This is a genomic window from Campylobacter concisus, assembly GCF_902460675.1.
Lineage (GTDB): Bacteria > Campylobacterota > Campylobacteria > Campylobacterales > Campylobacteraceae > Campylobacter_A > Campylobacter_A concisus_AJ.
The window spans coordinates 29,415-49,162 of the sequence record NZ_CABPUQ010000002.1 but is presented as its reverse complement, the minus strand read 5'-3'; the positions used below and the strand labels follow the sequence as shown (position 1 = coordinate 49,162).

The following is a 19,748-nucleotide window of genomic DNA, read 5'->3' as shown; positions in this document are numbered from 1 at the left end:
TAGCAAACCAGCTAGGACCTTTTGTTAAAACATTTTTGCAACATTTCTGATATAATCCCCACATGAAGTACGCACATTTAGTTCAAATAGCAAGTTATCTATCAAAATTTAAAAAGATAAGCCAAGCAAAGCGCGTAAGCGACATGGCTATACTTATCGAATTTAGCGGCGAAAAGATCATTTTTGATCTAAATAAGTCAAACTCTGCTATCTATAAAGATGACGAGCTAAAAGAGGCGAAAATTTATCAAGCACCCTTTGACAACGTCCTAAAAAAGCGCTTTAACGCCTCGCACATAAAAAGCGTCGAGTGCCTAAAAGACAATAGAATTTTAAAATTTACTTGCACGCAAAGTGGCTCATATAAAAGCGAAAATTTCATCCTCTATCTTGAATTTACTGGCCGCTTTACAAACGCCGTGATAACTGACGAAAACAACGTCATCATCGAGGCTCTAAGACATATTGACAATAGCTACCGCAAGATAGAAACTGGCGAAGTTTTAGTTGAGCTGCCAGCCATAGCTATAAAAGAAAAGCCGTGCGAGCCTATAACGGACTTTGATGAGTTTTTTAAAAGTGAAGCAGCTAGGATAAATGAAGCAAGGATAGCTAGCTTAAAAGAGGCAAAGCTTGCTAGCGTGCAAAAAAAGATAGATAGTATGAGAGAAATTTTAAACTCGCTTGAAGATAAAGATGAGCTTATGAAAAAGAGCGAGGAGTTTGCAAACTACGGCACGCTTTTGCTTGCAAATTTGGCAAATTTTAAGGGCTATGAGAGAGAAATTTGCCTGAAAGATTTTGAGGGCAACGAGATAAAACTAGAGCTTAGCGACACGCCAAAAAATAGCGCAAATGAATTTTATGCAAGGTCAAAGAAATTTCGCGCAAAAGCCCTTGGTGTGGAGATAGAAAAGAGAAATTTAAGTGAAAAGATCGAGTTTTTAGAGGGGCTAAAGTCACTTTTAAAAGAGGCAAATAGCGCTTATGAGCTTGAAATTTTAAGCCCAAAAAACAAGGCAAAACAAAGAGAGCGCCAGATAAAAGATGTGAGCGAAAATGCTGAAATTTTCTATGTTAGAGAGTTTAAAATTTTAGTTGGCAGAAACGAAAAAGGCAATATAAATTTACTTGATCTCGCCAAAAAAGACGACATCTGGCTTCATCTAAAAGACGCCCCAAGCGCTCACGTCATCATAAAAACAAACAAAAGCAAAGTGCCAGAAGACGTGCTAGAAATGGCGGCTAAATTTTGCGTGGAATTTAGCGTAAAAGGGGCTGGCAGATACGAGGTGGATTACACCAAACGTGAAAATTTAAGGCGTGAAAATGGCGCAAACGTCACTTACACAAACTACAAAACTATCATCATAAATAAAGGCTAAAAATGGCGGTAACACCTCTAGGAAACACCAACTTCATCAACCAAAACGCCCCAGTCGTCTCGCAGGTGCATGCAAACCAGCAAGCACGCTTTGACATGCAAGCGCTAATGGCATCTGAGCTAGCCACCCAGCAAAACGAGGAGATCAAAGAGGTGCGTCCGATGGAGGAGTCGTATAAACTTGATCCTGAAAAAGAGCACGAGCGTCAAAAGAGCGAAGAAGAGGCGAGCGAGTTTGGGAACGAAGAGCAAAACGCAAAAGCCAAAGATCAAGAGAATTTAGAAGACGAGCTTGATAGCGAAGAAGAGAGCGAAGAACCGCACGTTTTGGATATAAAAATTTAAACTTTAAATTTAAGATGGTTGTTTAAATCACACAATTATTTTTAAAAGTTACTAGCTAGCTACGCCTAAAATCATAAAAACAAATCATTTAAAAAGTAGAAATTAAAGAAGTAAAAGTGGCGAGAGGATGAGAGAATCGAACTCCCCACCAGACGGTCAACCGCCCAGTCATCGGGTTTGAAGCCCGTGAGCATCACCAGATTACTTTATCCTCCGTGCGTGTTATTTTAGCAGATTTAGATAAATTTTAGCCCATTTTCTATAAACTTTTTGAAATTACAAAAGGATTTATGATTTTTAAATTTAGCGTTTTTGCATTTTTGGTCTTATTTTTTTGCTCTTGCTCCTCAGTCCTCACCCCAGCAACAGCGCCACTAAATGTATATGACGCATACTCCATTTCTCGCGATAAACGCGGCATCTACTCGATCTCACGTGATAAATTTATCCAAAGCAAGCTACAAAGCAAAATTTTGTTTTCAAAAGGACTTAGCAACATCGACATCGAGATAGAGGTCTTTTATGGCGACGCCTATCTCATAGGGCTTGTTGATAGCAAAGAGCTTGAAGGTAAGCTAGTTGAGCTTGCCAAAAGCACAGACGGCGTGCGAAAAATTTACACCTATCTTAGGGTAAAAAAGAGCGAGTATCCGTGCGATAGCCTAAGCATTCTTGCAAACTTAAAGCAAAATCTCTTTAAAGATAGCGTCGTTGAGGGCACAAATGTGCGTGTTAGCATCGTTGGCTGTGACGTTGTTTTTAGCGGTGTGGTAGATAGCATCGAACAAGAAAAGCACGCCATTTGGTACGCTAAGCACATTGACGGCGTGGCTGATGTCTATTCGTTTATCAAAGTTATCAAATAAATTTATACCTCGCGCTTTTTCACAAAACTAGCTATCAGACTTGGCAAGATTATGAGCGCACCAAGCAGCATAAATATCATAACTAGATCGGTCAGCAAGCCAAAATAAATTGTCGGTATAAAGTTGCTAGTTATCATGACGCTAAATCCAAGAAAAATGGTAAATGAGGTGTAATACATCGCGTATCCTATGCTCGCGTGCGCAGCCTTAATGCTCTCAAAAACGTTCTTTGTAAGCAGCTCCTCTTTGAAGCGGTGGATGTAGTGGATGATATCATCAACACCGATACCTATACTAATGGCTGCTATCGTAATGCTCATCACGTCAAGCGGTATTCCAAAAAATCCCATCACGCCAAAAAGAGTGCAAAGCGGGATCAAATTTGAAACTATCGCGATGGTTGCTAGCTTGATACTTCTAAAAACAAAACAAAATATGACAAAAAGTATCGCAACCGTTAGTCCAAATGTATCAACCTGCGAGCTAAGTAAATTTTGAAGCATGTTATTATAAAGTACCATCATACCGACAACTTCGATGCTTACGTTATCGTTTTTAGTTAGCTCTAAAAGCCCTTCTCTAAGCTCTTTTAGAAATAAATTTCGTCTAAGCTTTGGATCGCTATCAACGATCCTTAGGCTAAATCTAAGCTCGTCGTTTTCAACACTCACGTAAGGACTTAACAAGATCTTTTTATACTCAAGTGGTAGCTTCTCATACATAGCAGCAAGCAAAAAATCATCACTAACGCCGTTATTTAGCTCTTTTATTGCTTTTATGAGCGTTGCAAGAGAGCTTACGTTGCCTACAAATTTTTGCTGCATCAAATGGTCGTGAATTTTCTCTGCAACTCTTGTGTGATAGCTGTTAAACCAGTATTTTGCGTCTTTTGCGTCCTTTTCAAATTCGCTCTCAAACTCGTCTTTTTCTTCACTACTCTCTTGCTTTAGTTCGCTCTCTTTAAATTTCACTATCACATCAACCGGGATCGTGCCACCAAGCTTTGTGTCGATAATCTGCATGCCTTGGCGGATCTGCGTGCTCTCTTTAAAGTAGCCAATGAAGCTGTTTTCAACCTTTATCTTGCTTATGCCATAAATGCCAAAGCAGACGACTAGCACGCAAAATACGTAGATGATCTTTCTTGAGTTTAGGGCTAAATTTGCGCAGTATTTTGTAAATTTAAAGCTGTTTTCAAATGTCCTAACAGGGGCGAGCTTCTTTAAATTTGCATTTACCGCGCCAAATAGCAAAAAGGCAAGCACGAGTGAAACGCTAATGCCCGCACTCATCATAATGCCAAGCATAATAACTGGCTTTATATCGGCACTCATTAATGAGCTAAAGCCAATAACCGTTGTAAATATCGCCCAAAAAGATGGAGAAAATTTGTCACGGAGTGTCAGATAGATGAGCTGATTTTGGCTGTATTTTGGGTGTTTTGCGTAAAATTCTCGGTAGCTAACGACTAGGTGGATGACTGTTGAGATGGTGATAATTAGCTGAAGTGCGATGTAGTTTGAGCTAATGACCGTCACTTCCCAGCCAAACATACCAAAAATCCCAGTCGTAAAAATGGCACTTACTGCGCAGATAAACATCGGTAAGACGATCCATCTAATCTGCCTAAAAAATAGCCACAAACTAAAGCTAAGAAGCGCTAGAACACTTAGGCCATAAACCAAAAGATCGCTCTTTATAAAGCCTATCATATCATCAGCGATCATATTTGCGCCGCCCAAAAACAGCTCGTCATTTGCGTTAAATTTAGCGATAGCTGCCTTTATGGCTTCAAGGTTTTTGTGATCACTCTTTCTAAGCTCATCTCGGTAGGCCTTAAATTCAGCCACAAGTGCTTGAAATTTAAGCTTTTCTGCCTGCGTGATAGTGCCGTTTGACTCTTTTTGGCTAAGTAAATTTCGCTCATTTAAAAGCTCGTTAAATTTCTCATCTTGCTTTAAATTTAGCGCGATCGCTGTGGTTTTTAGATCTTTGCTTATCAAATTTCCACTATAAATGGGACTTTTTGCAAACTCAAGCTTTGCTTTTGAGATATTTATATCTTTATCGCTTAGCGTTGGCGTATGCTCTAAGATGCCAGTCACGCCGCCTTTTACGCTATTTAGAAGCGGCACATTTAAGATAGAGATGACGCTGCTAACCATATCGTTTTTGGCTAGCTCATCGCTTAAATTTTTAATAAGCTCTAAATTTTTAGGTGAAAAAAGATCATCTTTTGGGGTAAAAGCGACCACCAAAAGCCCTGGCGAGTCGTAGCGTTTTGCTATCTGTCTATAAGCTTTTAGATCAGGGTCGTGTTCAAGCAGCAAGGTCTCAGCTGAAGCGTCGATACTAAGCTTTGTGCTAAGGTAGCCAAAAACTACGCTTAGAACTAGCACAAGCGAGATAACAAGCTTGTTTTTGGCAATGATAAATTTAAAAATTTGTCGCATTAAGGATTAGTTTTATTTTGATCAGGCAAAACCGCTTCGTTTAGTTTTTGTAAAAGCGTATTAAAATCGCCATTGTTTAGCACGTCGCCAAACTGGCTTCTATAAGTTTGAATGATGCTCACACCAACGATATCAAGGTCGTAAATGAGCCAGCCACGCTCCTTTGCGTCGTAAAATTTATAGACAAATTCATAGCTTTTGCCATCATTTACTAGCTCAGATGTGACCCAGTATCTATTTTTTTGTGGCTCACTTTCTCCAGTGATGTGGATCTGTTGGTCTTTGTAGCCTAAAAGCTTGTCGATGTATGAGCTTTTTAGCTTTTGCTCAAATGCAGCGTCAAATTTAGCTTGCTCATCGGCATTTAGGCTGTTGTAGCGTTTGCCAAGGCTGATCTTTGCCATTTGCTTGTAGTCAAAAAATGGATCAAGCAGAGCAAATATCTCTTTTGTCTTTGCCTTGTCATCTAAATTTGCATTTTTTAAAACTTCAATCACTTTAACAGTTTTTGCCTCTATCTCAGGCTTTATCTGCTCTTTTGACATAGCAAAAAGGCTAGTTGTAAAAAGTAAAACCGCTGCAAGAATTTTTAAAATTTTCATACTTACTCCTTGATAAGTTTATCGCGTCTTTGCTCGTAAGCATCGCGTAAAAATGGATATAGATCGATCGCGTCTTTGCGTAGTTTTTCATATGCTGTTGGGTCTTGTGAAAAGCTATTAAACGTCCTATAAGATTTGATACCAACCGATAAAAGCATAGGGTCTACGTAGCTGATAGGATCGGCAAAATAGTCGCCAACTAGGCCGCCAGTATCTCTTAAATTTGATGGTCCGATAAGTGGCCAAACGATGTGAAAGCCGCTTCCAAGCCCCCAGTAACCAAGGGTCTGACCAAAGTCCTCGTTGTGAGCCTTTAGATCATAGTATTTTGCCCCGTCCGTTAGCCCACCAAAGCCAATTATCGTGTTTGCTAAAAAGTGCAAAGTCTCTTCGCCCGCGTTTTGAAATTTAAACTGAAGCAGGTTATTTACAAAGCGCACTGGAAAAAGGAGGTTGTCAAAGAAATTTGCAACCATCGTTCTAGCTGTGGCTGGCACGACATAAGCGTAGCCTTTTGCTACTGGAGTTAGCATGTTTATATAGATAAAGTCATTTACGTTTGTCATCACTCGGTTGTAGCCACTAAGTGGGTCAAATACATCTTTTTTTGCTTCAAATTCAACATCAAAGTCATCATTTTCATTGCCATTAGTCGCGTTTATGTCGGCGCTGGCACAGGCTAAAAGCAGGCTACAAAAGATAGCAAGCAAAAATTTCATCATAAAACCTTAAAATTTATTTATAAAATGTGGCTTAGATTTTATCCTCTTGAAACTTTACAAAAAGTTAAAGAAAATTTGTAATTTAAGCTTGCGAATTAATATAATTAGATATACTTTGCAAATTATTATTATATATTTAGAGGTTAAAATTTTGAAAGCAGATATAAATTTAGAGCTATTTCTGGGCGAAGATACGCAGGTTTTAGCAAAGCATATAGCGCTACTTAAGGCGATAAAAGAGACAAAAAGCATCACAAAAGCAGCCGAGGCTGTCGGCATATCATACAAGAACGCTTGGGACTGCTTGGATACGATAAATAACAAAAGTAGCAAACCGCTAATCGTAAGAGCTGATGGCAACAAGAAAAATAGCGGCTCAGAGCTTAGCCCATATGCCAAAAAACTGATAAAAATTTATGACGCTATTCTCGAAACACAAAAGGACTTTTTGCAAAAAATTTGCCAAAAGGTTGATTTTGAAGATGTTGATATCATAAATTTACAAAGAATGAGTATGAATTTAAGTGCGAGAAATCAGCTCTCATGTGAGATCGTTAGTATAAACAGAGGCGCTGTAAATTCTGAGATCACTGCAAAGCTAAGTAACGGCAACACGCTTGAAGCGACCATAACAGTTGAGAGCGAGAAAAATTTAGGCCTAAAAGTGGGTCAAAAGGTAGTTTTCATCTTTAAAGCGCCATCTGTCATCCTCGCAAAAGATCTTGATATAAAAATAAGCACTAAAAATCAGCTAAAAGGTGAGGTCATCGAGGCAAAGATAGGCGCTGTAAATGCTGAGGTCACGCTAAAGCTAAGTGATGAGCAAACTTTAACTGCTATCATCACAAAAGATAGCGCAATGGATATGCAAATAGGCGTTGGCGACACGCTAATAGCGATAGTAAAATCATCTGAAATCATAATAGGAGTTTAAATGAAAAAGGTTTTTAAATTTTTATGTGTGGCAGCACTGCTTGCCATGAACGCACTTGGTGCAGAGGTAAATGTCTATGCCGCAGCAAACACGACCTATGCGTTTCCTGAGCTTATAAAAGAGTTTAACAAGTTTCATCCAGACGCTAAGATCAACCTAACTCTTGGTGCAAGCGGCGGGCTTGTCACGCAGATACAAAACTCGGCCCCAGCTGATATCTTCATGGCTGCTGATATGGGCTTTGCGCAAAAAGCCTACGACACAGGCTTTGCAGTCGCTGCTCCAAAAGTTTATGCACAAGGCGCTTTGGCGATCTTTTCTATAAGAGACGTGGATTTTAAAAAGGGCATAGAAGTGGTTCGCGGACTAAAAGCGATCTCAGTAGCAAATCCAGAAACAGCACCTTACGGCAAGGCTAGCATCGAGGCTCTAAAAAACGCGAAAATTTATGATGAAGTAGAGAAAAACATCGTCTATGCTCAAAAAATTTCTGAGACTCTATCTCAGGCACTAAGCGCTTCGGATGTTGGTTTTATCGCTGCTAGCGCGCTTTTTAGCGAGAAAATGGCAAAATACAAAGAGGGCACTAACTACATCTTCGTGCCTCAAGAGCTCTATGCTCCGATCGATCAAGGCATCGTGCTCTTAAAACGTGCTGAAAATAACGCTGATGCGAAGGCATTTTACGACTTTGTCCTAGGCGATAAAGCAAGAGAAATTTTCAAGAAATTTGGCTACAACGTCCCTGCTAAATGATAAGAGCAAAGATCGTTCAAATTTCTTCCAAAGATGACGTCAGTTTTTTTGAGCTTGAGTGCTTAAATTTAGGAGCAAATTTATATATGCTAGCCTTAAACGAGGCTAGCAAATTTGCTCTAAATGATGAGGTTAGCTTAAATTTTAAAAGCTCAGACGTAGTTTTATCAAAGATAAAGCTTCAGGCTAGCTCTCTTGAAAATGAGCTAAAATGCGAGGTCGCTGGCATAACTCGCGGCGAAATTGTAAGCATAGTTAGCCTAAAGTGTGGGCAGCTTTGCTTTGAGGCTATCATCTCAGATCACGCCCTAAAAGGGCTAAATTTAGTGATAGGCGAGCAGCTCTTTGCCTACGTTAAATCAACAAGTATCCACGTAAGCGCTTAAAAATGATAGAAATTTCTTGCAAAAAAGAGCTAAATGGCGGTGGTGGTAAATTTATGCTTGAGGCTGAGCTTGCCTTTGAAAGTGGCGAGTTTGTCGCACTTTATGGAGCAAGTGGCGGAGGCAAGACTACGATTTTAAGGCTCATCGCTGGCTTTGAAGCCCCGCAAAGTGGCGTGATAAAGGTCGGGGATAAGATCTTTTTTGACGAAAATACAAATTTAGCCCCGCAAAAGCGAAATATCGGCTTTTTGTTTCAAGACTACGCCCTTTTTGAAAATATGAACGTCTTTAAAAATTTGCTCTTTGCAAATAATGATGAAAATTTAGCAAACAAGCTACTTGAAATTTGCGAGCTAAAGAGCCTAAAAAACGCCAAGATAGGCGAACTTTCAGGCGGTCAAAAGCAGCGCGTGGCACTTGCTCGTGCGGTGATGAGAAAGCCAGAAATTTTACTACTTGATGAACCACTAAGCGCCCTAGATAACGCTATGCGTGAGAAGCTGCAAGACTATTTGCTAGCACTTCACGATGAGTTTAAGATGAGCGTTATCTTAGTAAGTCACGACATAGCTGAAATTTACAAGCTTTGCAGCAAGGTTTTTGTCCTTGAAAATGGCAAAATTTCAAGGTCTGGCAGTGCGAGTGAGATATTTTTAAAAAGTGCAGGATCGCAGAAATTTGCATTTAACGCTAAGGTTTTGGAGATCAAAAAGCGTGACGCCATTTTTATGGCAAGCGTGCTAATAAACCGCCAAATTTGCGAGGTCGTGCTAAGTAGCGCAGAAGCTAGTGGGCTAAGAGCTGGCGACACCGCCATAGTTAGTACAAAAGCCTTTGGCGTAAATTTGGTAAAAGCATGATGAGTGAGCTACTATCTATCGACTACGAGCCATTTTGGCTATCTCTAAAACTCTCTTTTATCACGACATTTATCCTATTTTTCTTCTGCGTAGCACTGGCATACTTTATGTCGCAAAATAAATTCTTTGGCAAGGCATTTTTAGAGTCTGTTATCTCGCTGCCTTTGGTGCTGCCGCCAAGCGTTCTTGGCTTTTATCTGCTTATTTTTCTCTCGCCCTACTCGGCTTTTGGTAAATTTATCGAAGATCTCTTTGGCGTGAGGCTGGTTTTTAACTTCACTGGCCTTATTGTGGCAAGCTGTATCTACTCGCTGCCATTTATGTTTGGGCCCATTTATGCTGGGCTAAATAGCCTAAAAAAGAGCCTTTTTGAGGCGAGCTACAGCCTTGGAAAAAGCAAGCTTACGACCATTTTTAGAGTGATCTTGCCAAGTATCAGATCAAACTTACTAACCGCGATCGTTGTTAGTTTTGCTCATACGATGGGCGAATTTGGCGTGGTTTTGATGATAGGTGGCAGCGTGACTGGCGAGAGTAAGGTCGCTAGTATCGCGATATTTGAGGCGGTTGAGATGCTTGACTATACCAAGGCTCACATCTACGCACTTTTGATGCTAATAATTAGCTTTTTCGTTCTTTTTGTCGTCTATCTCTTAAATTCAAAAAAAGCTTAAAGATATATAATAGATAAAAATTTTAAAGGATGAAAGATGATAAAAGTGCCCACAAGCATCTATCTAAGGACTTTAGACGGTAAAGAATTTGACTTTTCTGCCTTCGCAAGGAGCCATGACTGCGTGGTTTTTATCTACCCAAAGATAGGCGAGGATTTTGAGCTTTTAAGCGAACAGCTACAAAATACTGCGGGCATGAAAGGCTGCACCAAGCAAGCGATAAACTACAAAAAACTTCTTAAAGAATTTAACGATCTTGGCTTTATGGTAGTAGCTATTGGCTCCCAAGATATCGCAGCTCAAAAGAAATTTGAAGAAGAGACTGCAACTGGCGTGATGTTTTTAAATGATAGCGAGTTTATGCTAGAGCGCGCACTTGAGCTTCCGGTATTTGCAGCTTCAAATGGGCATAAATTTTACTTTCGTCAAACGCTTATCATAAAAGGTGGCAATATAAGGCGCGCATATATTGTTGATGAGCCTGAAAATGACGCTAAAAATATGCTAGAAAAATTGCAAAATAAAGAGTACTAGGAGGGTAAAATGAGCCAAAATAGCAAAATCGAAAAATCTTATGATGAACTAACTTACAAATCAGCAGCATTTGCGCAGTCATCGCCTTATAAACTAGAGGCCTGCGCTACGCTACTTGGTATCAACCCACCGCCTTGCAAAAACGCAAAAGTTTTGGAGATAGGGTGCAGTTTTGGCGGAAATTTGATCCCATTTGCTGTAAATAATAAAAATGCAAGAGTAGTTGGCATCGATCTTAGCGGTGAGCAAATAAGGCGCGGGCAAGAGATCGTTAAGGAGATAGGACTAGATAATCTAGAGCTAATTCACGGCGATATCTGTGAGTTTAAAAGTGATGAGAAATTTGACTACATAATAGCTCACGGTGTCTTTAGCTGGGTGCCTGACTTTGTAAAAGATGCTATTTTAAGGGTAGTAAGAGAAAATTTAAGCCAAAACGGCGTGGCGTTTATATCTTATAACACATACCCAGGCTGGAAAGTAAAAGATGTCGTGCGTGATCTTATGCTGCTTGCCGCAAAGGATAAAGAGAGCACGGAGGATAGACTAAAGGCCGCAAGAGAGGCGCTTTTGGTTTATAAAGATTTTTTACTAACCAAAGATAATGAATACTATGAGAAAAAAATACCTGCCAAAATGCTCATGCACTGGGTGGAAGAGGTTTTAAGCAAAAGCGACTTTTATATAGCTCATGAGTTTTTAAAGGATATAAATGATCCATTTTACTTCAAAGATTTTAATAGTATGCTTGTAAAAAACGGACTAACTTATCTTTGTGAATATACACTTGAAGATATTTTTGTCCCCGATCTTGGTATAAGTAGGGTTGATGATTATAAAAACGATAAATTTAAAGATAGGATCGATCTAGAGCAGTTCATTGATATTGTTAATAATAAAGTCTTTAGACAAAGCTTGATCGTACATAGTGAGGCCTATGAAAAGATAGCCAATAAACAAATAGGCCCAAGCGATGTAAATAAAATTCACGTTGTAGCTGATTTTAAAAAAGAAAATGGCTTGTGGAAAGATAGATATACTCTCATGCCGCAAGATATCTCCTGGCTTTGCGAGGTCTTTTATAAGATGTATCCAGCAAGTATAAACTTATCTCAAATTTTAGAAATTTTGCCAGAAGATAAGCTTATGGTTTATAGCGCTTTTGTAAGAATTCTAACCAACTCAGCTGATGCGATGATAGTAAAAGATGAGCTAAAAGATGTGGAGTACAGACCAGGATATTCAAAGCTTAATCCAAATTTGATCGGCTATATTAAGTATTTTTTAAAGCATCAAAATGACTCGGACATAGCTTTTGCAAATCAATTTAGTATGTCGGAAAAGCTTAATTTGATTGATTATTATATATTTTTACAGCTTGATGGTAAAAATAGCCTAAGTGATGTTGCTGCTAAAACTTTAAAATTTATTAAAGAAAAAAATATTCAAACACTTGAGGTAGATGGCAAAAAGATAACAAAGAATGTTATAGCGGCAAATATAATAAACTATGTAACAGACACTGCAAAAATGGCCAGCATTCTCTATCTACTGGAAGAAATTTAGGGCTATGAAAAATCTTTCCGCCTTTTTGTTTTGTATATTTCTAGCAGGTTGTGCGAGCCAGCCAAGCGTGAAAAACTTAAATCTTAAAAGCAGCCTAAAATACGGCGGCGAAGAGCTTGCAAAGATACTTGAGCAAGATGATGCAGTGGCATTTAGCAGTAACTTGCGTGAGGGAGTTTTCATCTACATAAGTAACGCTAAAGCCGCAAACTATCTTGGCGTAGTAAGAGCTGAGAGACACGCTAAATTTAGCGTAAAAGAGCTAGGCAAAAACGATCTTTTGATAAAAAGCGTAAATGATCTAATGCAAAGCTTTGATGCCAGTTTAGAGCGAGCTAGAGAGCTAAAATGTGGCACTTTAGTGATCAGGCTAAAAGACAAATTTCAAGATTTAGAAGCGGCAAATAAATTTTTAGAGCAAAACGAGAGCGCATTTTTAAAGATGAGCGATGAGATAAGGTGTAAGTAGCCTTATCTGCCCTGCTCTATCAGCCTAAAAACTTCATCCTCTAAGCCCAAAGCATTTTTGCCAAAAGCTACGTAAAATGGGCTTTTTAGATCAGCTAGCTTGTAGCTTGGCTCGCATCTGTCACTAACGTTTAAGACCTTGCCACCGCTAAATTTCACTACCGCCTCGCCTGCAGCATTGTCCCAAAGATAGCTTGGGCTAAATCTCACATATATCCCGCCAAGCTCGGCTAAACGGCAAAATTTAATGGCAGATCCGATGCATTTTTGCTCTAAATTTAAACTATCTCTTACAAGTTCAACCCTCTTCGTCTCGCCTCTTCTGCTTGAAAAGATGAAGTTATTTAAACTTTTAGCTTTTTCATTTAGATCATGCCTTGCTACGACCTCATCATTTGCGCCTAAAATTTCTTTAAAAGCGCCGTTTTCATCGGCGTAAAAAAGCTCTTTGCTAACTGGGATAAAAATGACACCAAGCACCGGTCTAGCCTCTTTTATAAGTGCTATACAAACGCAAAATTCACCATTTCTAGCTAAAAATTCTTTCGTGCCATCAAGGGGATCTACTAGCCAAAACTCGTCTTTGTCGCTATCTTGTAAGATGCTCTCTTCAGAGCAAATTTTTATCCCACTTTTACTTAGCTCTTTTAGTATCACCTCATTTGCCGCTAGATCAGCGCTAGTTAGCGGCGAGCTGTCATCTTTTAGGCAGACTTTAAGCGCCTGGCTATTAGATGAGTAAAATTTCATTATCTCACCCCCAGCGCTGATGGCTGCCTTGATGGCTAAATTTAAAAGCTCGCTCATTTTGGTGTTCTGTTTGTCTCTCCGACGTAGAGCTGTCTTGGACGGACGATCTTTATAGTGTCTTGCTCTTTTAGCTCGATCCACTGGCTGATCCAGCCTGGCGTCCTGCCGATCACAAAGATGACGGCAAACATATTATTTGGTATGCCAAGCGCCTTCAGGATGAGCCCTGAGTGAAAATCAACATTTGGATACAAATTTCTACTTACAAAGTAGTCGTCATTTAGTGCGATCTCTTCGATGCGGTTGGCGATCTTGATGAGCTCTGAGCTAATGCCGATCTCGTCCATCAGCTGATCTCTCATCTTTTTTAGCACCTTTGCGCGTGGGTCAAAGTTTTTATAGACCCTGTGACCAAAGCCCATTAGTCTAAACGGATCGTTCTTATCCTTTGCTCTAGCGATGTATTTATCGACGTTTGCGACCGAGCCGATCTCTTCAAGCTGGCGGATAACGCCCTCGTTTGCTCCGCCGTGAGCCCAGCCCCAAAGTGCGCCGATACCTGCGCTTATACATGCGTATGGGTGCGCGTGCGTAGAGCCAACAGTCCTAACGGTAGTCGTTGAGGCATTTTGCTCGTGGTCAGCGTGCAGCATAAAGACCGTATCAAGCGCCTTTATCTCGATAGGCTTAAGATCGACGTGCTCGTATGGATAGCCCCTCATCATGTAGAGGAAATTTTCTGTAAAGCCACGATCTAAATTTGGATAGATAATAGGAAGTCCGCGTGAGTAGCGGTAGCTAAAAGCCGCGATCGTTGGGATTTTGGCGATTATCCTCATAGCCATCTCGTGATACTCTTCAGGCTTATCCATATTTAGGTGGTCTGAGTAAAAGGCACTTAGCGCTGAGACTGCTGCCTGCAAGATCGCCATAGGGTGCGCCTTGTCTGGAAATGCGTCAAAGAGCTTCATCATGCCCTCGTGTATGAAGCTTCTTTTTTTGAGCTCATCTTTAAAGCCCCTGTATTGCTCATTAGTTGGTAGCTCTTTGTTTAAAAGCAGGTAGGCAACGTCCAAAAATGTCTTATTTTCAGCCAAATACGCGATGTCGTAGCCTCTATACATGAGCTCGCCCTTTAGGCCGTCGATGTAGGTTATGGCTGAGCGGCACATCGCAGTTGAGGTGTAGCCCCTGTCAAAGGTAAACATCCCAGTGTCGCTAAAGAAGGTCGATATGTCGATGACATCTGGTCCCATCGTGCCTTTTAGGATAGGAAATTCATAGCTCTTGCCAGTTCGGTTGTCGATTAGTGTGGCTGTATTTGATGACATTTTTACTCCTTGCTTTTTGATTGCATTAAAATTTTGATGATTATAGCTCCTATTATAGCTTGTGCGAGGCTTGCTAGGATGAAAGATGAGTAAGAATAGTCACTTATCTCGCCTGATTTGTGTGCGATAGTAGCAACTGCGATCAAAAGAGTGAGCGGCATAGACTGCGAAACTGAAAATAAAAATATCCCTCTAAAGCCAAGCTTGCCCAAAAAGAGCAAACTAGATACAACTCTGGTGCCAAGCATCGCTAAAAATATAAAAATAGCATCCTTTATCACTTCGCTAGATCCTAGGCTTGAAAGCTTGAAAGTCGAGCCTATGTGGATGAAAAATATCGGCACTAAAAAGCCAAATCCAAAGCTTGAAAGCTTATGCGGCAAGTCCTTTTTGTGATCAAAAAATGTCGTGATAAACATACCTGCGATAAACGCACCAAAGGCGACTTCTAAATTTAGATATAACATCAAAGCTATCATTGTGAAAAATACCGCGATGCAAAGCCTGATGTCCTTCTCGTCCTTATCGTAGTGTGGCATGAGCACCACTTTAAGCCCCGGATACCACCAAAAAAGCACATCCAAAATTTTAAAACTAAGCACGCTGATAGCCAAAAACAGGATCAAATAGCCTATCGTTAGCCATAAATTTATACTCGCTCCAAATTGCAAGTAAGCAGCGGTAAATGTTAGAAGCGTGATGCTTAAAAGCTCGCCGATAGTTGATATTAGCATGCTTAAATTTAGCCACTCTTGCTGCCTACCATACTCCTTAAATAGCGTAAATACCATACCAACGGCCATTATCGGGATGATGATGATGTAAAGCAGACTAAGCTCAAGTCCTAGCGTCAGGGCCGTAGCTAGAGCGTAGATGAGCGCAAGGTAGATGAGCCCAAGGCGCAAAATTTTACGGTCGATGTTTATGAGCATCCTAAGATCGATCTCCATGCCAGCTAGAAACATCAAAAAGAAAAAGCCAACTTCGCTGATGAGCTTAAACATCTCGTTGTCGCCAACGACTCCGATGTAGCCAGCAACCGCTCCAAGTAGTATCTCAGCAGGTGCGACTGGGATGCGTAAAATTTTAGAAATATAAGGCGAAGCAAAGACGATAAATGCCAAAACGACAAGGATGCTAAGCTCGCTTGCTTGGTGTAACTGCAAAAAGATCCTTAAAATAAAAATGCCTGATTGTATAAAAAGCTTTGTTATTTTTTGATTAAGCTAAGCGAAATTTGGGCAAAATGGCAACTATTTTAGAAATTTGGAGTGAAATTTTATGCGCAAATTTAGCCTTTTTATTTTGATATTTTTTGGCGCCTTTTCTTTGGCAGGCGAGCTCAATTTAGTTGAGAGTTTTAGATTTGATGGCAGCACATTTTATAAAAAACAAGTGGTTAAAAATGAGAGTTTTTACTTTTTAAAAAATGAAAACATGGACGAGCACTTTGCCTCTTTTAGAGTAAAGTTTGACAAAGATGCCAAGACAAAAAACGAACTAGAAGAGCTAAAAATGGCTCTTAAGCAAGATAAAAACGTGCTTTTTAGCGAAGAAAATGATCAAATTTTAGCCCTCATAAAAGATGAAACTAAGAGCAAAAATATAGAAATAATCCACTTTTTACTTAAAAAAGATGGAGTTATGATGCTTTCGTATGAGAGGATTTACGATCCAAAAACCTTAGCAGATGCGCTTAAACCAGTGCTTTTAAGCGAAGCTAGAAATTTTATGCTACAGATGCCAAAGGTAGAGGCTAGGTAGAGATGCGCATGTGGCGGCGCACTGCATGGGGTTTTGTTAAATTTGAGCAAATTTTAAATTTTATGAACGAGTAATTTCGGCTTTAAAATTTGAGCTAAGCGGCAAGCGAAGCTAAATTTTAGTAGTCAATTATTAGGGGTGAATGAAATTTAAAAATTTGTCGCTACGAACTAAAAATTTAATTTTTACAAAAAAGTTCTAGCAAATTTTAAAATTTACGAGCGAGCATATCACGCTTCCAAATTCAGTGGCAAGTGATAACGAGCCCTAAATTTAGTAGTCTGCTAAGGCGAGTGAGTAAAGTTTTAAAATTTGCTCTTAGAAATAAAACTATGCGAGAAATTTAAATTTTATAGCATTACTTTTTCTTATAAATTTCCGCTCTCTCTTTTAAAAGTCCTGTTTTTAAATTTGGCAAAGCACTAAGCTCATCAAAAAGTCCAAAAAGTGCATGCTGTGGCGGCAAGCTAAGGTGAGTGAGGGATTTTAGAGACAAGATAGGCGAATAGTCCTTGCTTTTTAGCCTAGCCACCAAGATCACAAGGCTCGTAAGTCCTGGCATCTGGCGTAAGAACTCTAGGCTATCTATGTGGATAAATTTAGGCGAAAGTCCGTCGCCACTGATCTCTAAACTCTTTAAATTTTGCAAATTTGAAAATACAGAATAGTCGCTTATCTTTTGAAAATTCTCCACGGCTAGGCTTTCAAGTACGGCAAGTTTAGCGATCGGTGCTATGCTTTTTACGTTAGCTCCTGAGCCGATAAAAGGCTCTTTAGACTAGAAATATTTGCCAGCGCGTCAAGGCTCTCATACGAGCCCCATTTTATGTGAAGGCTCTTTAAATTTCTTTGGCAGCACACTGCGTCAAAGAGCTCTTGAGGCATTTTCGTGCAAAAGCTAAGCTCATCAAATGCCTCTTGCTCGCTTCTTAAAAAGTCGCACCACTCATCAAGCACTACTCTTTTTTGCTTGGCGGTTTTATACTGCGGCGTGAAGCTGTCGCCTAGCTGCGTGCAGTTTATCACAAGGCTTTTTTGCTCTTTATACTGGCTAATTTGTGTGATAGTTTCAGGCATTTAAAGTCCAAATTTATAAAAGCCAAATTTAGGCTCAAAATCTCAAATTTGGCTAGAAGTTTTTAGTTTTCAGAAACTAACGTCTTTTTCTTGCACTTTGTGCACTCTATAAATGTGCCTTTTTTAAGCTCTTTTTTGATCATATCGCCGCCGCACTCGTCGCATTTTTGCGCGACTGGCTCGTAGTTTGAGATGAAGTCGCATTTTGGATAGTTAGCACATCCATAAAATTTACCGCGCCTGCTAAATCTCTCGACGATCTCGCCACCACATTTTGGACATGGCACGTCAAGCTTTTTAAGCTCACGTTTTGGCTTAGCTGCCGTAGTAGTACCTGTATCTGCGCTCTTTTCATTATCTTTTGCGATGTTTCTTGAGTATTTGCATTTTGGGAAATTTGAACAAGCGATAAATTCGCCATATCTGCCCTTTCTAAGCACTAGCTCACTTCCACACTTTGGGCACTTCTCACCGATCGGAGTGGCTGTTTTTAGGCTTTTTATGCCAGTTTTGCCAGCGCTTATTTTTTCCATAAATGGATAGTAAAAGTCGCTTAGCACCTTTTGCCAGTCAGCCTTGTCAAGCGCGATCTCATCGAGCTTTTCTTCAAGATGTGAGGTAAATTCGCTATCGACGATGTTGCTAAAGTGCTCCTCCAAAACGCCTATCATGCTAAATGCGATCTCATTTGGTATGAGCTGCTTTTTCTCGATCCTTACGTAGTCTCTTGATGTTAGCAGCGAGATGGTCGGTGCGTAGGTGCTTGGGCGGCCAATCCCTAGGCTCTCTAGCTTTTTAACAAGGCCAGCTTCAGAGTACCTAGCTGGCGGCTCGGTGAAGTTTTGCGTGCTTTTTATGCTTTGCAAACTCATCTCATCGCCCTTTTTTAAATTTGGCAAAATTTTATCCTTATCAAGCTCGCCATAAACTTTGTAAAAGCCGTCAAATAGCACCTTTCTGCCACTTATCTTAAACTCGCCTTTTTCGCTCGCGACATAGACGTTTTGCGTTTGGCTCACACATGCGCTCATTTGGCAGGCTAAAAATCTATTGTAGATGAGCGTGTAGAGTTTGAGCGCGTCTTTATCTAAAAATTTAGCGGCAATTTGCGGTGTGAAGTTTAAATTTGTAGGGCGGATCGCTTCATGGGCTTCTTGCGCACCTTTTGAGCTTGTCGTGTAGTTTATCGCTTTGGCTGGCAGATACTCTTTGCCGTAGTTTTGCAGGATGTGCTCTCTAGCGGCTGCGACGGCCTCTTTGGCTAAATTTAAGCTGTCCGTTCTCATGTAAGTGATCGCACCCATGAAGCCCTCGTTTGTTTGCACGCCCTCATAGAGGCTTTGCGCGATCATCATGGTCTTTTTAGGGCTAAAGCCAAGGCGGTTGCTCGCACTTTGCTGAAGGGTTGAAGTCATAAATGGCGGGCTTGGCTGGATCTTTCTATCTTTGCTCTCGATCTCACGGACGCTAAATTTCTCATTTTGTAAATTTTCAATGATGTATTTTGCGCGGTCTGGATTTTGGATGGTTAGCTTTTCGATCTTTTGATTTTCAAATTTAACTAGCTCAGCATCTAGATCTTTTTTAAAAACGGTGTCTATAGTGTAGTACTCAACCGGCTTAAATGCCTGAATTTCACGCTCGCGGTCGACTATTATCTTTAGCGCCGCACTTTGCACACGTCCAGCGCTTAAGCCTTTTTGTATCTTTAAATTTAAAAGTGGGCTTAGCTTGTAGCCAACGATGCGGTCAAGTAAGCGCCTTGTTTGCTGGGCATTGACGCTGTTCATATCGACGTGTCTTGGGCTTTTTAGAGCGTTTTGTATGGCGCTTTTGGTGATCTCGTGAAAGACGATACGAGGCAGGCTGGTTGGTTCTTTGCCGATGGCATTTGCGATGTGAAATGCGATCGCCTCACCCTCTCTATCCTCATCGGTCGCGAGGTAAATTTCATCTGCACCTTTGGCAAGCTCTTTTATCTCTTTTACGATGGTGGAGTGATCACTGCTGATGCGATACTCTGGGGTAAATTTATCATCCTCTATCTTGATGCCAAAGCTCGTTTTTGGCAGGTCTCTGATGTGGCCCTTTGAGGCGATGACGTTGCAGCTTTTGTCTAAGAAATTTTTGATAGTCTTTGCTTTTGCAGGAGATTCCACGATGATTAAGCTTTTCATTTATATATAGCCTTTGAATTTTTTGGCGTAATTGTAGCAGAAATAATTTTTTAGAGTGTAACGTGCAAAAAATTTTTAGATGGAGCGCAATTTTTGTTT

21 protein-coding genes and 1 tRNA gene are annotated in these 19,748 nt (G+C 40.2%); 12 read left to right on the top strand and 10 right to left on the bottom strand.

Going from position 1 to position 19,748, the window contains the following annotated elements:
* Window positions 1-62 precede the first annotated feature (62 nt).
* Together F3G88_RS08975 and F3G88_RS08970 are read left to right on the top strand one after the other, a co-directional pair.
* Window positions 63-1,385, top strand: a complete 1,323-nt coding sequence (locus tag F3G88_RS08975; RefSeq protein WP_149715978.1) for an NFACT RNA binding domain-containing protein — start codon at window positions 63-65, stop codon at window positions 1,383-1,385.
* A gap of 2 nt (window positions 1,386-1,387) precedes the next feature.
* On the top strand, window positions 1,388-1,729 hold the full coding sequence (locus tag F3G88_RS08970) for a hypothetical protein (RefSeq protein WP_149715977.1): 342 nt from the start codon (window positions 1,388-1,390) through the stop codon (window positions 1,727-1,729).
* Between the two features lie 117 nt (window positions 1,730-1,846).
* On the opposite strand, the gene F3G88_RS08965 is transcribed toward F3G88_RS08970, so the two are convergent.
* Window positions 1,847-1,944: transfer RNA gene (locus F3G88_RS08965), tRNA-Sec, on the bottom strand.
* Between the two features lie 75 nt (window positions 1,945-2,019).
* Between F3G88_RS08965 and F3G88_RS08960 the strand changes: the two genes are divergently transcribed.
* Window positions 2,020-2,595, top strand: coding sequence for a BON domain-containing protein (locus F3G88_RS08960; protein ID WP_149715976.1), 576 nt, complete (start codon window positions 2,020-2,022; stop codon window positions 2,593-2,595).
* A 2-nt stretch (window positions 2,596-2,597) separates the two neighbouring features.
* On the opposite strand, the gene F3G88_RS08955 is transcribed toward F3G88_RS08960, so the two are convergent.
* From F3G88_RS08955 to F3G88_RS08945, 3 genes are read right to left on the bottom strand one after another with little or no spacing between them, the layout of a single operon-like run.
* Entirely contained in the window at window positions 2,598-5,048 is a 2,451-nt protein-coding gene (locus tag F3G88_RS08955; protein ID WP_149715975.1) for an efflux RND transporter permease subunit, read from the bottom strand.
* Window positions 5,048-5,650 (bottom strand): Tgt2/MlaC family protein, encoded by a 603-nt coding sequence (locus tag F3G88_RS08950; RefSeq protein WP_149715974.1) that lies wholly within the window; start codon window positions 5,648-5,650, stop codon window positions 5,048-5,050. The genes F3G88_RS08955 and F3G88_RS08950 overlap by 1 nt, the downstream gene beginning before the upstream one ends.
* Window positions 5,651-5,652: 2 nt before the next feature.
* A complete protein-coding gene (locus F3G88_RS08945) occupies window positions 5,653-6,369 on the bottom strand; it encodes an MlaA family lipoprotein (RefSeq protein WP_149715973.1) in 717 nt (238 codons plus the stop codon).
* Between the two features lie 154 nt (window positions 6,370-6,523).
* Between F3G88_RS08945 and F3G88_RS08940 the strand changes: the two genes are divergently transcribed.
* From F3G88_RS08940 to F3G88_RS08905, 8 genes are read left to right on the top strand one after another with little or no spacing between them, the layout of a single operon-like run.
* Complete coding sequence (locus F3G88_RS08940) at window positions 6,524-7,306, top strand: TOBE domain-containing protein (protein WP_149715972.1); 783 nt, start codon at window positions 6,524-6,526, stop codon at window positions 7,304-7,306.
* Window positions 7,307-8,062 carry a molybdate ABC transporter substrate-binding protein gene (modA, locus tag F3G88_RS08935; RefSeq protein WP_149715971.1) on the top strand — a complete coding sequence of 252 codons (756 nt, stop codon included), beginning with the start codon at window positions 7,307-7,309 and terminating at the stop codon, window positions 8,060-8,062.
* Window positions 8,059-8,448 (top strand): TOBE domain-containing protein, encoded by a 390-nt coding sequence (locus F3G88_RS08930; protein ID WP_149715970.1) that lies wholly within the window; start codon window positions 8,059-8,061, stop codon window positions 8,446-8,448. Before modA ends, F3G88_RS08930 begins: the two co-directional genes overlap by 4 nt.
* A 2-nt stretch (window positions 8,449-8,450) precedes the next feature.
* Entirely contained in the window at window positions 8,451-9,308 is an 858-nt protein-coding gene (locus tag F3G88_RS08925; protein WP_149715969.1) for a sulfate/molybdate ABC transporter ATP-binding protein, read from the top strand.
* Window positions 9,308-9,982: a molybdate ABC transporter permease subunit gene (gene modB / locus F3G88_RS08920; protein ID WP_149716033.1), complete on the top strand. Its 675-nt coding sequence runs from the start codon at window positions 9,308-9,310 to the stop codon at window positions 9,980-9,982. Before F3G88_RS08925 ends, modB begins: the two co-directional genes overlap by 1 nt.
* 36 nt (window positions 9,983-10,018) lie before the next feature.
* Window positions 10,019-10,516 carry a redoxin family protein gene (locus F3G88_RS08915; protein ID WP_103565976.1) on the top strand — a complete coding sequence of 166 codons (498 nt, stop codon included), beginning with the start codon at window positions 10,019-10,021 and terminating at the stop codon, window positions 10,514-10,516.
* Window positions 10,517-10,525: 9 nt separating this feature from the next.
* Window positions 10,526-12,082, top strand: a complete 1,557-nt coding sequence (locus F3G88_RS08910) for a methyltransferase domain-containing protein (protein WP_149715968.1) — start codon at window positions 10,526-10,528, stop codon at window positions 12,080-12,082.
* 4 nt (window positions 12,083-12,086) lie between these two features.
* Window positions 12,087-12,551, top strand: coding sequence for a damage-inducible protein (locus F3G88_RS08905; protein ID WP_149715967.1), 465 nt, complete (start codon window positions 12,087-12,089; stop codon window positions 12,549-12,551).
* 2 nt (window positions 12,552-12,553) lie between these two features.
* On the opposite strand, the gene F3G88_RS08900 is transcribed toward F3G88_RS08905, so the two are convergent.
* From F3G88_RS08900 to F3G88_RS08890, 3 genes are read right to left on the bottom strand one after another with little or no spacing between them, the layout of a single operon-like run.
* Window positions 12,554-13,357, bottom strand: coding sequence for a 3'(2'),5'-bisphosphate nucleotidase CysQ family protein (locus tag F3G88_RS08900; RefSeq protein WP_149715966.1), 804 nt, complete (start codon window positions 13,355-13,357; stop codon window positions 12,554-12,556).
* Window positions 13,354-14,631, bottom strand: coding sequence for a citrate synthase (locus tag F3G88_RS08895; protein WP_021085366.1), 1,278 nt, complete (start codon window positions 14,629-14,631; stop codon window positions 13,354-13,356). The genes F3G88_RS08900 and F3G88_RS08895 overlap by 4 nt, the downstream gene beginning before the upstream one ends.
* Before the next feature lie 2 nt (window positions 14,632-14,633).
* Window positions 14,634-15,797, bottom strand: a complete 1,164-nt coding sequence (locus F3G88_RS08890) for a cation:proton antiporter (protein WP_149715965.1) — start codon at window positions 15,795-15,797, stop codon at window positions 14,634-14,636.
* A 163-nt stretch (window positions 15,798-15,960) separates the two neighbouring features.
* Between F3G88_RS08890 and F3G88_RS08885 the strand changes: the two genes are divergently transcribed.
* Entirely contained in the window at window positions 15,961-16,395 is a 435-nt protein-coding gene (locus tag F3G88_RS08885; RefSeq protein WP_188117483.1) for a hypothetical protein, read from the top strand.
* A gap of 358 nt (window positions 16,396-16,753) precedes the next feature.
* Here F3G88_RS08885 and F3G88_RS10545 read toward each other — a convergent pair whose 3' ends face one another.
* The 3 genes from F3G88_RS10545 to topA all read right to left on the bottom strand — a co-directional run bounded on the left by F3G88_RS10545 (window position 16,754) and on the right by topA (window position 19,649).
* Window positions 16,754-17,089 (bottom strand): hypothetical protein, encoded by a 336-nt coding sequence (locus F3G88_RS10545; protein ID WP_223228772.1) that lies wholly within the window; start codon window positions 17,087-17,089, stop codon window positions 16,754-16,756.
* A 47-nt stretch (window positions 17,090-17,136) separates the two neighbouring features.
* Window positions 17,137-17,472: a hypothetical protein gene (locus F3G88_RS10540; protein WP_223228771.1), complete on the bottom strand. Its 336-nt coding sequence runs from the start codon at window positions 17,470-17,472 to the stop codon at window positions 17,137-17,139.
* Window positions 17,473-17,534: 62 nt separating this feature from the next.
* On the bottom strand, window positions 17,535-19,649 hold the full coding sequence (gene topA, locus F3G88_RS08875) for a type I DNA topoisomerase (RefSeq protein ID WP_149715963.1): 2,115 nt from the start codon (window positions 19,647-19,649) through the stop codon (window positions 17,535-17,537).
* Window positions 19,650-19,748: the final 99 nt, after the last annotated feature.

Coding starts and splice junctions, on each gene's coding strand:
- F3G88_RS10540 (WP_223228771.1), bottom strand. CDS start 17,472: ATGCCTGAAACTATCACACAAATTAGCCAGTATAAAGAGCAAAAAAGC.
- F3G88_RS08925 (WP_149715969.1), top strand. CDS start 8,451: ATGATAGAAATTTCTTGCAAAAAAGAGCTAAATGGCGGTGGTGGTAAA.
- F3G88_RS08905 (WP_149715967.1), top strand. CDS start 12,087: ATGAAAAATCTTTCCGCCTTTTTGTTTTGTATATTTCTAGCAGGTTGT.
- topA (WP_149715963.1), bottom strand. CDS start 19,649: ATGAAAAGCTTAATCATCGTGGAATCTCCTGCAAAAGCAAAGACTATC.
- F3G88_RS08915 (WP_103565976.1), top strand. CDS start 10,019: ATGATAAAAGTGCCCACAAGCATCTATCTAAGGACTTTAGACGGTAAA.
- F3G88_RS08945 (WP_149715973.1), bottom strand. CDS start 6,369: ATGAAATTTTTGCTTGCTATCTTTTGTAGCCTGCTTTTAGCCTGTGCC.
- F3G88_RS08930 (WP_149715970.1), top strand. CDS start 8,059: ATGATAAGAGCAAAGATCGTTCAAATTTCTTCCAAAGATGACGTCAGT.
- F3G88_RS08950 (WP_149715974.1), bottom strand. CDS start 5,650: ATGAAAATTTTAAAAATTCTTGCAGCGGTTTTACTTTTTACAACTAGC.
- F3G88_RS08910 (WP_149715968.1), top strand. CDS start 10,526: ATGAGCCAAAATAGCAAAATCGAAAAATCTTATGATGAACTAACTTAC.
- modB (WP_149716033.1), top strand. CDS start 9,308: ATGAGTGAGCTACTATCTATCGACTACGAGCCATTTTGGCTATCTCTA.
- F3G88_RS08895 (WP_021085366.1), bottom strand. CDS start 14,631: ATGTCATCAAATACAGCCACACTAATCGACAACCGAACTGGCAAGAGC.
- F3G88_RS08955 (WP_149715975.1), bottom strand. CDS start 5,048: ATGCGACAAATTTTTAAATTTATCATTGCCAAAAACAAGCTTGTTATC.
- modA (WP_149715971.1), top strand. CDS start 7,307: ATGAAAAAGGTTTTTAAATTTTTATGTGTGGCAGCACTGCTTGCCATG.
- F3G88_RS08975 (WP_149715978.1), top strand. CDS start 63: ATGAAGTACGCACATTTAGTTCAAATAGCAAGTTATCTATCAAAATTT.
- F3G88_RS08960 (WP_149715976.1), top strand. CDS start 2,020: ATGATTTTTAAATTTAGCGTTTTTGCATTTTTGGTCTTATTTTTTTGC.
- F3G88_RS08900 (WP_149715966.1), bottom strand. CDS start 13,357: ATGAGCGAGCTTTTAAATTTAGCCATCAAGGCAGCCATCAGCGCTGGG.
- F3G88_RS08970 (WP_149715977.1), top strand. CDS start 1,388: ATGGCGGTAACACCTCTAGGAAACACCAACTTCATCAACCAAAACGCC.